Genomic DNA, 15240 nt, shown 5'->3' with positions numbered 1-15240 from the left:
CCGTCCGGATAGGGTGGACGGATGACGCGAGCAGAGCAGCCAGACCGCCTCGGCGATTCAGACGCCGCACTCGTCGCGGATTCCCAGGAGCGTGCCGTACGGGCCCTCTTGCGCCATCAGCCACTGCGCAGGCTGTGGAGCGCCCAGCTCGCCGGCAGCACCGGTGACGCCCTCGCCCTCCTGGTCCTCGTCCTCCTCGGCCTCCAGGCAGCCGTCGCCGAGGGCGCGCTCGGCGGGGGCGACCGGGGAGCCGCGTTCGCCGTGGCCGCCGTCGTCGGCGTCCGCCTGCTGGCCTCGGTCCTCTTCGGGGCCGTCCTCCTCGGGCCGCTGACCGCCCTCACCGGGCCCGGCGGCGCGCTCGACCGCCGCTGGACCATGATCGGCGCCGACGGCGTACGGATCGCGCTGCTCGTCGTCGCACCCCTGTGGATCGACTGGACCCCCGGCAGCGCCCTCTGGTACCTGCTCGGCACCGTCTTCGTCACCGGCGCCGCCGAACGCGTCTGGACGATCAGCCGCGAGGGCGCCGCGCCCGCGCTGCTGCCCGCCCCGCCCATCGAGGGCGGTGCCGTACGGCCGCTGCCCGACCACCTCGGCGCGCTGCGCCGGCTCTCCCTGCGCACCGGCTTCCTCGCCGTCCCGGCCGCCGCCGCCGTGCTGCTCGTCGCCACCCTCGTCGGCAACCTGCTCGGCGCGGGACTCGACTGGTTCTCGCTGCACCAGGCCGCCCTCGGCTCATACGTGGCCGCCGGGCTCTTCGCCGCCTCCGTCACCGTCCTCTACGCGATGGCGCTGCCCGGCGGGGAGACGCCCCGGCCCCGCTCGCCCCTGGAGGGCCTGCGCCGTCCGGCCGCAGAGAAGGGCCGCACCGGAGCCGTCCGGCCGCTCGTCCTGACCTGCGCCACCGTCGCCGGGGCCGTCGCCGCGGCCGCGTCCGTCGCCGTCCTCCACGCCTACGACCTGGGCGGCGGCCCCGTCACGTACGCCCTCCTGATCCTGGCGCTCAGCGGCGCCACCGCCGTCGGCATCCGCACCGCGGGCTCCGTCCTGCCCGTGCTGTCCCGGCGCCGGCTGCTCGCCCTCGCGACCGCCGTCACCGGCGTCGCCCTGATCGCGATGGGCCTGGTGCCGGACACGGCGACCGTGCTGTTCCTCTCCGTCCTCGCCGGTTACGCGGCCGGAGTCGCCGCGAACACCGGCCACGTCCTCGTCGACCAGGAGACCGAGGAGCCCCGCAGGGCCCGGACCACCGAGCACCTCCAGGCCTCCGCCCGCGTGGGCATGGGCATCGGCGCGCTCGCCGCCCCGCTGCTCGCCGCCGCGATCGGCCCGCACCGCCTCGCCTCCGGCGACCTCGTCCTCGCGCACGGCGGCGCCGCCTTCACGCTCGCCCTGGCCGGCGCGCTGCTGCTGCCGGTCGCCGCGCTCGTCCTCGCGAAGACCGACGACCGGGCGGGCGTCCCGCTCCGCCGCGACCTGCGCGACGCGCTGCGCGGCTCCGACCCGGCGCAGGCGCCCTCGCCGACCGGCTTCTTCATCGCCCTGGAGGGCGGCGACGGCGCCGGCAAGTCCACCCAGGTCCAGGCGCTCGCCGAGTGGATCCGCGCCAAGGGCCACGAGGTCGTCGTCACCCGCGAACCCGGCGCCACCCCGATCGGCAAGCGGCTCCGCTCGATCCTCCTCGACGTGTCGTCGGCGGGGCTCTCGAACCGCGCCGAGGCCCTGCTGTACGCGGCCGACCGCGCCGAGCACGTCGACTCCCTGGTCCGGCCGGCCCTGGAGCGGGGCGCGATCGTCCTCTCCGACCGGTACATCGACTCGTCCGTGGCCTACCAGGGAGCGGGCCGTGACCTGTCCCCGACCGAGATCTCCCGCATCTCGCGCTGGGCGACGGACGGACTCGTACCGCACCTGACCGTGGTCCTCGACGTCTCCCCCGATACCGCGCGGGAACGGTTCACCGAGGCGCCCGACCGCCTGGAGTCCGAGCCGCCCGAGTTCCACGCGCGCGTACGGGCCGGTTTCCTCGCCCTCGCCGCCGCCGACCCCAGCCGCTACCTCGTCGTCGACGCCGGGCAGGAGCCCGAGGCCGTCACCACCGTCGTACGCCACCGGCTCGACCGGATGCTGCCGCTCTCCGAGGCCGAGGTGAAGGCCGTCGAGGAGGCCCGCCGCAAGGCCGAGGAGGAGGCGCGCCGCCGGGCGGAGGAGGAAGCAGCCCGCAAGGCAGAGGAGGAGCGTCTGGAGCGCGAGCGCCAGGCGCAGCTCGCCAAGCTCCGTGCCGAGGAGGAGGAGCGCAAGCGGCGCGAGGAGGAGGAGGCGCGCCGCCTGGAGGCCGAACGGCAGGCGGAGGAGGCCCGGCGGAAGGCCGAGGAGGCCCGGCTCGCCGCCGAGGAGGAGCGCAGGCGGCTCGCGGCCGAGGAGAAGGCCCGCCAGGAGGAGCAGGAACGACTCCGCAAGGAGGCCGAGGAGGAGGCCCGGCTGCGGGCCGAGGCGGAGGAACGCCGCCTGGAGAAGCAGCGCAAGGCGGAGGAGGCCCTGCTCCGGGCCGAGGAGGCCCGCCGTACGGCCGAGGCCGCCGCCGCGGCGAAGGCCGCGGAGGAAACCGCCGCGAAGGCGGCCGCGGAGAAGATCGCGGCCGAGGCCGCCGCCAAGGCCGCGGCGGAGCGCGCGGCGGCCGAACGCGCCGCGGCGGAGCAGGCCGCCGTGCAGCGGGCCGAGGCGGCGAAGGCGACCCGGGAGCGGGCCGCGGCCGAGAAGAAGGCGGCGGAGCAGGCGGCGGCGGCGAAGGTGGCCGCCGAGGAGAAGGCGGCTGCCGAGCGGGCGGTGGCGGAGAAGGCCGCCGTCGAGCGGGCTGCGGCCGAGCGGGTGGCGGCCGAGAAGGCGGCGGCCGAGCAGGCCGCTCGCGCCGCGCGCGCCGCCGAGGAGTCCGCGAACGAGGTCACCGTCGCGACCCCGATCGTGAAGCCGGACGCCACGAAGCCGGGTGCCGCGAAGCCGGACCCGCGGGCCGACCGCGTGTCGGAGGCTCCCACCGTCTCGCCCGACGAGGTCACCGTGGCCACGCCGATCGTGAGGCTCCCGAAGCCGGAGGCCGACGAGACGGCCGTCCTGCCCCGGGTCGGTGAGACGCGCGGCGCCGACGAGACCGCCGTCCTGCCCCCCGTGCGGGACACCGAGGCGACCGCCGTGCTCCCTCCCGTACGGGACACCCCCGTACGGGACACCCCGGCGTCCGACCCCGTCGACCGGGTGCCGCAGGGCATCTTCCGGGACGCGCGGGAGGAGCCGCACGGCGCCAACGACCGGACCCGTGAGCTGCCCCGGCTCGACGAGAACGGCCGGCCGCACCGCCGTTCCGACTGGGCGGAGGAGACCCCGCTCGACGATCTGCCGACGCTGGCGGACGAGCTCTTCGGCCCGCACGACGGCGACGACGAGGGCCCCCGCCGCCGCTGATCCCCGCAGGGGGTGGAGCTAGCTCCACCCCCTCTTGGGCAGCCAGCACCATCCCGCTCCGACCTGCGGTTTCCTAGCGTTGTCGGCATGACGACGACAGCAGTGACGGAGAACGGTGCCGCCCGCGCCCCGGATGCCGCCCTCACCCTCGACGGGGTGAGCCGGACGTACGGGGGCGGAGTCCCCGCGCTCGACCGGGTGAGCCTGACCGTGCCGCGCGGCCGGTTCCTCGCGGTGATGGGCCGGTCGGGTTCCGGCAAGTCCACCCTGCTGCGGTGCGCGGCGGGGCTCGAACGGCCGACGGCCGGGACCGTACGGATCGGGGGCATCGACCTCGCCACGCTGAGGACGGCCGGCCTCACCCGGCTCCGGCGGGACCGGATCGGCTTCGTCTTCCAGTCGCTGAACCTCGTCTCCGCCCTCGACGTGCGCGAGAACGTCACCCTGCCGCTGCTGCTCGCCGGCGCCCGGGCAGGCCGGGAGCTCGACGCCCGCGCCCTCGCGGGTCTCGGCGCCGTCGGGCTCGCCGACCGGGCCGGGGACATGCCGGAGAACCTCTCCGGCGGCCAGCGGCAGCGGGTGGCCGTCGCCCGCGCCCTGGTCAACGAACCCGAGGTCGTCTTCGCCGACGAGCCGACCGCCGCGCTCGACCCGGTCACGGCGGCCGGGGTCCTGGCCCTGCTGCGGCGCGCGGTCGACGAGCGGGGGACCACGGTCGTCCTCGTCACCCACGACCCGGTGGCCGCCGCCTGGACGGACGAGGCCGTGTTCCTCGACGGGGGCCGGCTCGTCGGGCGCCTCGACCGTCCGGAGGAGTCCGGGGTACGGGAGATGCTGGGCGGCCACGCGGGCGCCGGGCACCGCCCGATGGCGGCGGCCCGATGACGCCGCGGACGAGCCCCGCGGTCGGGCTGCTCGCGGCCCGGTCCCTGCGGGCGCACCGGAAGGCGTGGACGGCCGTGTTCGCGGCCGTCGCCGTCACCTCCGCCCTCCTCGGCACCCTCGCCCTCGCCCTCGGTTCGGCGGGGCTCGGCCACGCGCGCGTGGAGCGGTACGCGGCCGCGGCCGTCGTCGTCGCGGGCGACCAGGAGGCCCGCTGGACGACGAAGCCCTGGGGTGGCGAACCCACCACGGGAACGGTGGGCCTGACCGAGCGGGTGCGGATCCCGAGCGAGGCCGTCGACGTGCTGCGGGCGGTACCGGGGGTCCTGGCCGCGGTGCCCGACCCCTCCTTCGTGGTGCGGGAGCCGGGGGCGCCGGATGTCCCCGGCTCCGCTTCGGGGGCCGGTGCCGGTGCCGACGCCGCCGCGGCCGCCGGGGCACGGGTCCACACCGGGCGGTCCTGGGAGGCGGCCCGGCTCGCCCCGTACCGGCTGGTCGAGGGACGGGAGCCGCGCGGCGCGGGCGAGGCGGTCATGGGGGCCGGAGCCGGGGCGCGGATCGGGCACACCGTCGCCGGGTACGAGGTCGTCGGTCTCGCCGACGGGCCCGCCGTGCTGTACGTCACGGCGGCGGAGGCCCGGAAGCGCGCCGGGCATCCCGGCGCCGTCGACGCCGTCGGGGTCCTCGCCGGGCCCGGCGTACCCGTGGGCACCCTCCACGCGCGCGTGCGGGCAGCCCTGGACCGCGCCGGTCTCGAGGACACCGCCTCGGGGCAGCCGCTCCGGGCGCTCACCGGCGACGGCCGGGGCGGTGCCGAGCACCTCGCCGCGCTCCCCGCGCGCGGGGAACTCCTCCAGCTCCTCGCGGCCGTCGCCGGGACCCTCGTCCTCGTCGCCGTCCTCGTCCTCGCCTCGCTCGTCGCCCAGGTGCTCCAGCAGCGCGCCGCCGAGCGGCACCTGCTGTTCTCGGTCGGCGCGACCCCCCGTCAGATACGGGCGGCGGCCGGCCGGGAGGTGACCCGGGTGGCGGGCCTCGCGGCGCTGCTCGGAGCGGTCGCGGCCGTGCCGGTGTTCCTGGCGCTGCGGTCGGTGCTGCGGGCCCGTACCGGAGTCGTACCGGAAGGACTCGAACTCCCCGTCCCGCCCTGGATGTTCGCGGCGTCCCCCGCTCTCGTCGCCGTCGTCGTGGTGGCCGTCACCCGGCTCGTCGTCCTCTTCGCGACCCGGCGGCCCGGCCGCCCGGGGAAGGGCCGTGCGCGGCGGCTCGGCGGGATCGCGCTGCTCGTGGCGGGCGTGGCGTCGGCCGGTACGGCCTCGCTCCAGGGCGGTGACGCCGCCGCGGCGGCCGCCGGAGCCGCCACGGTGACGCTGGTCTCCGGGTGCGCCCTGCTCGGGCCGTGGATCGCGCGGGCCGCGATGAAGGTCCTGGAGCCGGCCTTCCGCCGGCTCGGCGGTGCGCCGGGGCGGCTCACCGCCGCCGGCGCGCACGCGCACTCCCGCCGCCTCGGGGCGGCGCTCGTCCCGGTCGCCCTCGTCACCTCCTTCGCGCTGGTGCAGCTCTCGGCGGGCGCCACGACGGTGCGGGCCGCGGACGCGCAGGCGCGGGCCGCGACGACCGCGGACCTCGCGGTCTCCGGCACGACGGCGGAACGGGTACGGAAACTGCCCGGGGTCGACGCGGCCACCGACGTGCTGCGTTCCACGGTCGTGCTGGCCAGGACGGAGGCCGGTTCGCCGCGCCTCGACCGGCTTCCGGTCCTCGGTGTGGACGCCGCGGGCCTGGCGGGCACCCTCGACCCGGGCGTCGTCTCCGGCGACCTGGCCGGGCTAGCGGGGAAGGGAACGGTCGCGGTCGGCACGACCATGGCCGGGTCGCTCGGCCTGGAGACCGGTTCGACGGTCGAGCTGCGTCTGGGCGACGGTACGCCGAAGCGGCTGCGGGTGGTGGCGGTGTACGAACGCTCCCTCGCCCTCGGTGAGTTCCTCCTGCCGAAGGCCGAACTGGCCCCGCACATGAGGGATCCGTATCCCGCGCGCGTACTGGCCGCCACGGGGGCCTCCACCGGTGGCCCCGTCGTGCCTGAGCGGGTGACGCCACCGGGAGCCGAACTGAACGGCGTCGTGTCGGCCGCGGTCGTCGCCGCGATCGGCGGGCTCACCCTCCTCTCCGTCCTCAGCACCCTCATGGTGATCGGAGCCGGGCGGCGCGGCGAACTCCGGCTGCTCGGCCAGGTCGGCGCGTCGGCCGGCCAGCTGCGGTGGATGCTCGGCCTCGAGGCGGGTTTCCTGACCGCCACCGGCCTGCTCATCGGGACCGTGGTGGCCGCGCTGCCGCTGACCGCCTTCGCCTGGTCGCTCACCGGCGGCCTGCCGTACCTGCCGCCGGCGCAGCTGGGACTGATCGCGGGCACGGTGGTGGTCACGGTGATCGCGGGCGTGTTCCTGCCGGCGTCGGGGCGACGGCTGGGCCGGTGACCTCGGCGGGCGGCCGGGGGCCGGGCGATCGGTGAGATCGGGTGGCTCGGTGTCCCGGTGGCCGGCCCGGGCCGCTTCTCAGGCGTCGAGGTACGCGAGCACGGCGAGGACCCGGCGGTGGCCGCCGCTGTCGGTCGGCGGCAGGCCGAGCTTCAGGAAGACGTTGCCGACGTGCTTGTGCACGGCCCGCTCGGTGACCACCATCGAGCGGGCGATCGTGCCGTTGTCGTGTCCCTGGGCCATCAGCTCCAGGACCTCGCGCTCGCGGGGCGTGAGGGACTTCAGGGGGTCGTCGCGGCGGCGGGCGAGGAGCTCGGTGACGACCTCCGGGTCCAGGGCCGTACCACCGGAGGCGACCCGTTCCAGGGCGTCGAGGAACTCGTCCACCCGGCCCACCCGGTCCTTCAGGAGGTAGCCGACGCCCCGTGCGTCGCCGCCCAGGAGCTCGGCCGCGTAGGTCTCCTCCACGTACTGGGAGAGCACCAGCACCGGCAGCTCCGGCAGCCGTTCACGGGCCGCGAGCGCCGCCCGCAGCCCTTCGTCGCGGAAGCCGGGCGGCAGCCGCACGTCGAGGACGGCCACGTCGGGGCGGTGCTCCAGGAGCAGCGGCAGGATCTCGGGGCCGGTGGCCGCGACCCCGGCGACCTCATGGCCGGAGGAGGTCAGCAGCAGCACCAGCCCCTCCCGCAGGAGGGCGTTGTCCTCGGCGATCACCACACGCACGGAAGCTCCACTTCGATCACGGTCGGGCCCCCGTCGGGGCTGGTCAGTCGTACGGTGCCGTCGAGCGCGGCGACCCGGCGGCGCATCCCCGTGAGCCCGGAGCCGTCGCGCTCGCCGGCCTCGGCCCCGCCACGGCCCGCGTCCGCCACGCGTACGCGTAGAGCGGTCGGTTCGCGGCTGAGGGCGACGGAGGCGCGAGCCGCGCCGCTGTGCTTGGCGGCGTTGGTGAGGGCCTCGGCGACCACGAAGTACGCGGTGGCCTCGATGGCGGCGGGGGCACGAGGGCCGGGGACGCGGGGGTCGTTCGGGCGGGGGACGTCCGAGGGCACCCGAGCCGGGTGCTCCGGGTGCTCCGCGTGGCCGGTGTGGTCGGCGAGACCGGTCACGGACACCTCCACCTCCAGGCCGCTGCTCGCGGCGAGGGCACGTACCGCCCCGGTCAGGCCACGGTCGGTGAGGATCGGCGGGTGGATGCCCCGCACCACGTGCCGCAGCTCGGCCAGCGCTTCCTCGGCCTGCGTCTGCGCGTCGTCCATGAGCCGCCGTGCGGTGACGGGATCGGATGCGTACGCCCGCCTGGCCAGGCCTATCCGCATGGAGAGCGCCACGAGCCTGGCCTGTGCGCCGTCGTGCAGATCGCGTTCGATCCGGCGCAGTTCGGCGCCGTGCGCGGCGACCGCGCCCGCACGGGTGGCCGTCAGCTGCTCGATGCGGGCGGCCAGCGCGGCGTCCCGGGCTGCCGAAGGGGCGGGGGTGAGCAGGGCGCGCGACCAGTCGGCCCCGAGGCCGGCGAGCCGGCCCATCAGCGGCAGGACCACCGGACGCCGTCCGACGACGCCGGTCATCACGCCGTCGACCATCAGCGCGGGCAACCACAGCACCAGCGAGGCGTACCAGAGCGCCAAGGCGTAGAACAGCTGCGCCCCGGCCCAGACGAGGTCGCGTGCGGTGCCGGGGTCGGTGACGGCGGTGCGCACGCGCGTGGGGAGCGGGCCTTCGATCGGAAGGTACGCCTCCGGGAGGGGCGTCCCGGTCCATGCGGAGGTCCGGCGCCGCTCCCAGCCGGCGAGCCGGCGCAGCAGCAGCACGCTCTCGGGGAGCACGCCGGCGCCGATGACCGTGACGGTGAGGCAGGCCGTGAAGAGGACGACGCCGACCATCAGGTAACAGAGGATCGCGATCGCCGCACCGGTCAGGAGGTGGAGCGACGCCCGGGTCGCTTCCTTGATCGCGTCGCGCATGCCGCCAGGTTATGCAGGAGGACCCGAGGGGCGCGGTGGAGCAGGCTCCACCATCGGTCCGGGGGCGGGCACCGCTGTGCGCGGGCGGCGGGCCGACGAGGATCGAAGCCGTACGGATCACGGATCACGGCCCGTCGCCGTCCTCCCCACCTCCCTCCTTCCCGAATCACGGAGATCTCCATGCGGTTCCTGTTCTGGCTGCTGCTCACGGCCGGCGTCCTCGGCAACGCCTACATCAACATCGTCGCCGAATGGACCGGCGCCACCCACGTCACGGCGAGCGTCGGCTCGGGCGTGGCGGTGCTCGGCTCCGCGGTCGGCCTCTGGCTCACCCGCGCCCGCGTCCGCGGCGAGGCCTGAACGCGAGGTGTCCCCTCCGCTTTCCGGCGGGGTCTGTCAGAGGACTGCCCCACAATGGAGTGCGTACCTGAGGAGGGGCAGACATGGCCGTATGGGACGACCTGGTCGGACAGACACGGGTCGAGGAGCAGCTCGCCGCCGCCGCGCGGGACGCCGACGCGCTCGTCACCGCCCATGCCGCGGGGGAGCCCGAGCCGGACGCCTCCCAGATGACCCACGCCTGGCTCTTCACCGGTCCGCCGGGGTCCGGGGTGGAGACCGCCGCGCGGGCGTTCGCCGCCGCGCTGCAGTGCGTGAGCCCCGACCGGACGCTCGGCGGGGCGCCGGGCTGCGGCTTCTGCACCGGCTGCCACACGGCACTGGTCGGCACCCACGCCGACATCACCACGGTCACCGCCGTCGGAGCCGTGGTGCGGGTCGAGGACATGCGCGACACCGTCCGCAAGTCGTACACCGCGCCGGCGAACGGCCGCTGGCAGGTCATCCTGGTGGCCGACGCCGAGCGGTTGAACGAGAAGTCGGCCAACGCGGTCCTGAAGGCCGTGGAGGAGCCCGCCCCCCGTACTGTCTGGCTGCTCTGCGCGCCCTCGATCGAGGACGTGCTGCCCACGATCCGCTCCCGCTGCCGCCACCTCAACCTCCGGACGCCTCCGGTGGACGCGGTCGCCGACGTGCTCGTACGGCGCGACGGCATCGACCCGGAGACGGCCCACGCCGCCGCTCGGGCCACCCAGGGGCACATCGACCGGGCCCGGCGGCTCGCCACCGACGAGCGGGCCCGCGCGCGCAGGGCCGCCGTCCTCAAGGTGCCCCTGCGGGTCGACGACATCGGCGGTTGCCTGAAGGCCGCCCAGGAGCTGATCGACACGGCGACGGAGGACGCGGGCCAGGTGGCGGAGGAGGCCGACGCCAGGGAGACGGAGGAGCTGAAGGCGGCTCTCGGCGTGGGCCCCGGCGAGCGGCTGCCGCGCGGCACGGCCGGCATGATGAAGGACCTGGAGGCGGACCAGAAGCGGCGCAAGAAGCGGACGCAGATCGACAGCCTGGACCTCGCGCTCACCGAGCTGACCGGCTTCTACCGCGATGTCCTCGCCCTTCAGCTGCGCTCGCGCTCCGACCTCGCCAACACGGACGTGCGGGACGCCCTGGAGCGGGTCGCCCGAGACACCACTCCGGAGCGCACCCTCCGCCGTATCGAAGCGGTCCTGGCCTGCCGCCGTGCCCTCGACCGGAACGTGACGCCGCTGCTCGCGGTGGAGGCGATGACGCTGGCGCTGCGGGACTGACGCGGGGCCGGCCCGGGGCTGATGCGGGGGCCGACCCGAGGCTGATCCGAGGGACGCTCGAGGGCCGGCGGGGGGACACGGCACGATTGGACACGATGTGTACCGGTCCGGATACGCTCCGGGGATGGACTCCAGGCGCTTGCTCCGTACGTCCGCCACGGCCCTCGCGGCCGCCGGACTGATCCTCTCCGGTTGCACGGGCGGAGGCGACGCGGCGGCGTCCCGCACCACGTCGGCCCGTTCCGCTCCCTCGGTCTCACCGGACGCCGGGGCGCTGAAGAAGTACTACGCCCAGAAGCTGGAGTGGCGCGACTGCGGAGTCGCGGGTTTCCAGTGCGCCACCCTGCGCGCCCCGCTCGACTACGCCGAGCCGGACGGGGGCGAGGTCCGGCTGGCCGTGTCCCGTGTCCGGGCGACCGGCCCCGGCAAGCGGCTCGGTTCGCTCCTGGTCAACCCGGGCGGACCCGGCGGCTCCGCCGTCGGCTACCTCCAGGGGTACGCGGGCATCGGCTATCCCGCCCCCGTCCGCGCCCGCTACGACATGGTGGCCGTGGACCCGCGCGGAGTCGCCCGCAGCGAGCCCGTCGAGTGTCTGACGGGCCCCCGGATGGACACGTACACGCAGGTCGACCAGACCCCTGACGACATCGCGGAGGTCGCCGCGCTCAGCGCCGCCTTCAAGGAGTTCGCGGCCGGCTGCGAGAAGCGCTCGGGGAAGATCCTGCCGCACGTCTCCACCGTCGAGACGGCCCGCGACATGGACATCCTGCGGGCGGTGCTCGGCGACGCGAAGCTCAGCTACGTGGGGGCGTCGTACGGCACGTTCCTCGGCGCCACCTACGCGGAACTCTTCCCGGACCGCGTCGGCAGGCTCGTCCTCGACGGGGCGATGGACCCGTCGCTGCCGGCGATCGACCTCAACCGCGACCAGACCGCCGGCTTCGAGACCTCCTTCCGCGCCTTCGCGGCCGACTGCGTACGCACGCCGGACTGCCCCCTGGGCACCGGGTCGGTCGAGGCGGCCGGAGAGGCGCTGAGGAAGTTCTTCCGCGACGTGGACGCCGAGCCCGTGCCCACCGGCGAGAGCCGCCCGCTCGGCGAGTCCCTCGCCACCACCGGCGTGATCGCGGCGATGTACGACGAGGGCGCCTGGCCCCAGCTGCGCGAGGCCCTCACCCGGGCGCTCGGCGGCGAGGGCTCGGGCCTCCTCGCGCTGGCCGACAGCTACTACGAGCGGGAGGCGGACGGCACGTACGCCAACCTGATGTTCGCCAACGCCGCCGTGAACTGCCTCGACCTCCCGCCCGCCTACACGGGCCCCGCCGACGTCGAGAAGGCCGTCCCGTCCTTCGAGAAGGCCTCCCCGGTCTTCGGCAGGGGCCTCGCCTGGGCGGCCCTCAACTGCGCCTCCTGGCCGTCCCCGCCCACCGGCCGCCCTCACCGCATCACCGCCGAGGGCGCCGCCCCGATCCTGGTCGTCGGCACCACCCGCGACCCGGCCACCCCGTACAAGTGGGCCCGGTCCCTCGCCGAGCAGCTCTCCTCCGGCACCCTCCTCACCTACGAGGGCGACGGTCACACCGCGTACGGCCGGGGCAGCGACTGCATCGACACGGCCATCAACGCCTACCTCCTGGAAGGCACTCCTCCGCAAGACGGAAAGCGCTGCTCATAGCCATGATCCGGGGGTGGTCGGAGCACCCCCGGAAACTGTGTAGACTTGGCCGCGCTGCTGCACCCACCATGGGTCTGCACGGCAAGCCGCCTTAGCTCAGTTGGCCAGAGCAACGCACTCGTAATGCGTAGGTCTCGGGTTCGAATCCCGAAGGCGGCTCGGAATCGCCCCAGGACTCACTCGCCGTGACCTGGGGCTTTTTCATGCCTGGAAGCTGACCGGGAACGGCAGCGAGACCGTCTTACGCGTCCTCGTCACCGCTCAGGGCGGCCTTGGTCGTACCGCTGATCCAGGAGTACGCGGCCGGGACGCAGCTGTTGCCGCGGGCGTCGGAGCGGGACGGGACCTGGACGTCCTTCGTCCGGTCGGCGGTGACGTCCAGCGCGCCGAGGTGGCCGCCGTTGCACAGGACCGGGGCGGGCCGGTGTCACGGACAGCGTGTAGGAGCCCTCGGCGACCTTCGGCAGCGTGTAGCGGCCGTCGGTGCCGGTGACGACCGCGCCGACCGGGGTGCCGTCGACCGCGACGGTGGCCTTCGCGAGCGGCTTGCCGGTGACGTCGAGGACGGTGGGGGATGTCCTCGACGTCACGGGCGCCCTCGCTCAGGAGCTTGCGGGCCTCGTCGACGTCGCCGATCAGCGAGGGGGCAGCCACCCAGAGCAGGGCCACGGCGCCGACGACGTGCGGGGTCGCCGACGAAGAAGGCCGACTCCCCGCCGCCCGCCACGGCGGCCCGGAGGGCGGGGTCCACCGCGGCGGACGCCGCGGTGGCGGAGTCGGCGGCCATGGCGGGCATCGGGCCGGTCAGCAGGGCGGTCGCCGCGGTCAGCGAGGCCGCCGCCGGCACGGCGCGTCTGCGCCGGGACGGCCGGGGCAGGTGCATCGGAGTGCTCCTCCAGGGACGGTACGGAGGGACCCGGAGGCTGAACAGCAGCCGTCACCGGGGCATTACGGGCCTCGACCACGAGGTCCTCCGGCCGTCCCCGAGGCCCTCCGCCGTCCACGGGTGCGCGTCGGCCGGGGGCCGACTCCCGTACCGCGCACCGTCGTTCCGACAGGTGGGCGCCGATGGCGGAGGCGGGGCGGGACCCCGTACAACTCCACGAGCAACCGGTACCCGCGACGAGAGGGCAGCATGAGCACCACCACGGAAGCCACCGGCGAACCGACGGGCACGGGGGACCTGCCCGTCACCGAGCGCACCCGGCTGCGCCGGATGCGGGAGAAGGGCAGCCACCGGCGCGCCGACCTGGACGCCGTGCTCGCGGCCGGCTTCCTCTGTCACCTCGGCGTTCCCGTCGACGGTACGACGATGGTCGTGCCCACCGCGTACGGCGTGGACGGCGACCTGCTCTACCTGCACGGCTCGGTCGCCAGCCGCAGCCTGGTCCGGGCCCCCGACACCACCGTCTGCGTCACGGTCACCCATGTCGACGGGCTCGTCCTCGCCCGTTCCGTCTTCGAGCACGGGGTCAACTACCGCTGCGCGATGGTCTACGGCATACCCCGGCTCGTGACCGACCCGGAGGAGAAGCTGCGCGGTCTCCGGGCGCTCACCGAGCAGAGCTCCCCGGGCCAGTGGGAGTACGCGCGGCAGCCCAGCCGCAAGGAACTGGCCGCGACCGCCGTCCTCGCGCTCGATCTGACCGAGGCGTCGGTGAAGACCCGGAGCGGCCCGCCCGACGACGGCGACTCCGAGGACGCGGCGCTCGGGCTGTGGGCGGGGGTGCTGCCGGTGGTGACCACGTTCGGCGAGCCGGTCACCGACCCCGTGCTTCCTCAGGACCTCGCACCGCCCGCCCACGTGGCCTCGCGCGCGGGGCGTGCCCTGGGGGAGTGAGCCGCGGATCCGGGCGAGGCGGGGCGCCACGTACGGGCGGGCGGAGACGCCAGCGCCACCGCCCGCGGTCGCGGGCGGTGGCGCTGGGAGAGGGGGAGGGCGAGGGCCTCAGGGGCGTACGGCCTCCGTCAGCCTCGGTCGGTCTCGGTCAGGTACGGCCTCGGTCCCGGGTCAGTCGCCGTGGCCCGTGCCTCCGCTTCCGAAGCCTCCGCTGGAGATCCCGCCCCACTTGCGCTTCTCCTCGGACGGAGGGTCGGGCGACGTCTCCGTACCCGACGTACCCGAGTTCTTGAGCTGGTACGGCATGAGCCGGTGCTCGCCGTCCGTCTGCGGCATCTCGGCGGGTCTGCGGTACTCGGACGCCTCGCCGGGCGGCCGCGTGGTCTCCGGCCGGTGCGGCTGCTCGTCCGGCTTGGGCGGACGGGGTTCGCGGTCGCGGACCCGGAACCCGAGCCAGACGGCCGCGATCAGGACGAAGACGACGACGAGCCCGGCGAGGAACTGCCCCAGGCCTGACTGCCAGACTCCCGCGGCCAGGCTCTGGGCTGCGCTGAGAGTGTTCATACAAGGGGATTACCCGATTCCGCTTCTTTGGATGCGTCGAGCGGGACACCTCGAAAAATTCTGGAACAGGGACTGAAACATTTACCGGCCGCCGTCGCGTCAATGAGGTGTACAGCGACCACACCCCGTGACCGCGAGGAAAAGGAGGGGCATGAGAAAGTCCCGCGCGGACGAGTTCCAGGAGTTCGCCTCCGCACGCACGGGCCACCTGTTCCGTTCGGCATGCCTGCTGACCAGCGGGGACACCCATCTCGCCGAAGACCTCACCCAGGAGACGCTCGGCCGCATGTACGCCCTGTGGGGCCGCATGGCACGGATCGGCAACCCCGCCGCGTACGCCCAGACCGTGCTCGTCCGCACGTTCCTCAGCCACCGGCGCCGCCGCTCCGCCACCGAGCGCCCGCTCGGCGAGCTGCCCGACCGCGCCCCCGACACCGGCGAGGACCCGGCGCTCCGGATCGCACTGCTCGACGCGCTGGCCGGGCTCGCGCCCAAGGACCGGGCGGTCGTGGTGCTGCGGTACTGGGAGGACCGCAGCGTCGAGGAGACCGCCGACGCCCTGCACGTCAGCTCCGCGGCGGTACGCACCCGCTCCGTGCGCGCGCTCGGGAAGCTGCGGCAGCGGCTCGGCGGCAGCCTCACCGAGTTCGCCGCCCGCTGACGGCCGCGGACGGAACGACGACCTTCACCCCCTGCTGACGGCCGCACACGGAACGACAGCTTCCCCCCGCTGACA

General features: G+C 75.3%; 13 protein-coding genes and 1 tRNA gene. 9 read left to right on the top strand and 5 right to left on the bottom strand.

What is annotated here, in order from left to right; genetic code table 11:
* The first annotated feature begins 21 nt into the window (after positions 1 to 21).
* The 3 genes from tmk (at position 22) to ACFWUY_RS17755 (ending at position 6815) form a co-directional block, all read left to right on the top strand.
* Positions 22 to 3459: a dTMP kinase gene (gene tmk, locus ACFWUY_RS17765; protein WP_384108433.1), complete on the top strand. Its 3438-nt coding sequence runs from the start codon at positions 22 to 24 to the stop codon at positions 3457 to 3459.
* Positions 3460 to 3546: 87 nt separating this feature from the next.
* A complete protein-coding gene (locus ACFWUY_RS17760; protein ID WP_384108431.1) occupies positions 3547 to 4344 on the top strand; it encodes an ABC transporter ATP-binding protein in 798 nt (265 codons plus the stop codon).
* Positions 4341 to 6815 (top strand): FtsX-like permease family protein, encoded by a 2475-nt coding sequence (locus ACFWUY_RS17755; RefSeq protein WP_384108429.1) that lies wholly within the window; start codon positions 4341 to 4343, stop codon positions 6813 to 6815. Before ACFWUY_RS17760 ends, ACFWUY_RS17755 begins: the two co-directional genes overlap by 4 nt.
* A gap of 78 nt (positions 6816 to 6893) precedes the next feature.
* Here ACFWUY_RS17755 and ACFWUY_RS17750 read toward each other — a convergent pair whose 3' ends face one another.
* Together ACFWUY_RS17750 and ACFWUY_RS17745 are read right to left on the bottom strand one after the other, a co-directional pair.
* The gene (locus tag ACFWUY_RS17750) at positions 6894 to 7538 is read right to left on the bottom strand and encodes a LuxR C-terminal-related transcriptional regulator (RefSeq protein ID WP_384108427.1); all 645 of its coding nucleotides are present in this window, start codon (positions 7536 to 7538) and stop codon (positions 6894 to 6896) included.
* Positions 7526 to 8779: a sensor histidine kinase gene (locus tag ACFWUY_RS17745; protein ID WP_384108425.1), complete on the bottom strand. Its 1254-nt coding sequence runs from the start codon at positions 8777 to 8779 to the stop codon at positions 7526 to 7528. The genes ACFWUY_RS17750 and ACFWUY_RS17745 overlap by 13 nt, the downstream gene beginning before the upstream one ends.
* Before the next feature lie 180 nt (positions 8780 to 8959).
* Between ACFWUY_RS17745 and ACFWUY_RS17740 the strand changes: the two genes are divergently transcribed.
* The 4 genes from ACFWUY_RS17740 (at position 8960) to ACFWUY_RS17725 (ending at position 12259) form a co-directional block, all read left to right on the top strand.
* Positions 8960 to 9139, top strand: coding sequence for a hypothetical protein (locus ACFWUY_RS17740; RefSeq protein WP_384108423.1), 180 nt, complete (start codon positions 8960 to 8962; stop codon positions 9137 to 9139).
* A gap of 83 nt (positions 9140 to 9222) precedes the next feature.
* Positions 9223 to 10425, top strand: a complete 1203-nt coding sequence (locus ACFWUY_RS17735; RefSeq protein WP_384108421.1) for a DNA polymerase III subunit delta' — start codon at positions 9223 to 9225, stop codon at positions 10423 to 10425.
* 124 nt (positions 10426 to 10549) lie between these two features.
* Positions 10550 to 12100 carry an alpha/beta hydrolase gene (locus ACFWUY_RS17730; RefSeq protein ID WP_384108419.1) on the top strand — a complete coding sequence of 517 codons (1551 nt, stop codon included), beginning with the start codon at positions 10550 to 10552 and terminating at the stop codon, positions 12098 to 12100.
* Positions 12101 to 12185: 85 nt separating this feature from the next.
* Positions 12186 to 12259, top strand: a tRNA-Thr gene (locus ACFWUY_RS17725).
* 95 nt (positions 12260 to 12354) lie between these two features.
* Here ACFWUY_RS17725 and ACFWUY_RS17720 read toward each other — a convergent pair.
* Positions 12355 to 12690: a carboxypeptidase regulatory-like domain-containing protein gene (locus ACFWUY_RS17720; protein ID WP_384108417.1), complete on the bottom strand. Its 336-nt coding sequence runs from the start codon at positions 12688 to 12690 to the stop codon at positions 12355 to 12357.
* Positions 12687 to 12983 (bottom strand): hypothetical protein, encoded by a 297-nt coding sequence (locus tag ACFWUY_RS17715; RefSeq protein WP_384108415.1) that lies wholly within the window; start codon positions 12981 to 12983, stop codon positions 12687 to 12689. The genes ACFWUY_RS17720 and ACFWUY_RS17715 overlap by 4 nt, the downstream gene beginning before the upstream one ends.
* Before the next feature lie 252 nt (positions 12984 to 13235).
* Here ACFWUY_RS17715 and ACFWUY_RS17710 point away from each other — a divergent pair, with 252 nt between their 5' ends.
* Positions 13236 to 13940, top strand: a complete 705-nt coding sequence (locus ACFWUY_RS17710) for a pyridoxamine 5'-phosphate oxidase family protein (RefSeq protein ID WP_384108413.1) — start codon at positions 13236 to 13238, stop codon at positions 13938 to 13940.
* 171 nt (positions 13941 to 14111) lie between these two features.
* Here ACFWUY_RS17710 and ACFWUY_RS17705 read toward each other — a convergent pair whose 3' ends face one another.
* Positions 14112 to 14504 carry a DUF6479 family protein gene (locus ACFWUY_RS17705; protein WP_384108411.1) on the bottom strand — a complete coding sequence of 131 codons (393 nt, stop codon included), beginning with the start codon at positions 14502 to 14504 and terminating at the stop codon, positions 14112 to 14114.
* Between the two features lie 151 nt (positions 14505 to 14655).
* Between ACFWUY_RS17705 and ACFWUY_RS17700 the strand changes: the two genes are divergently transcribed.
* Positions 14656 to 15165, top strand: coding sequence for a SigE family RNA polymerase sigma factor (locus ACFWUY_RS17700; protein WP_384108409.1), 510 nt, complete (start codon positions 14656 to 14658; stop codon positions 15163 to 15165).
* Positions 15166 to 15240: the final 75 nt, after the last annotated feature.

Origin of the sequence: Streptomyces sp. NPDC058664, from assembly GCF_042716635.1 — a bacterium.
GTDB lineage: Bacteria > Actinomycetota > Actinomycetes > Streptomycetales > Streptomycetaceae > Streptomyces.
Note: the sequence above shows the minus strand (reverse complement) of the source record. Positions and strands in the feature narration are given on the sequence as shown.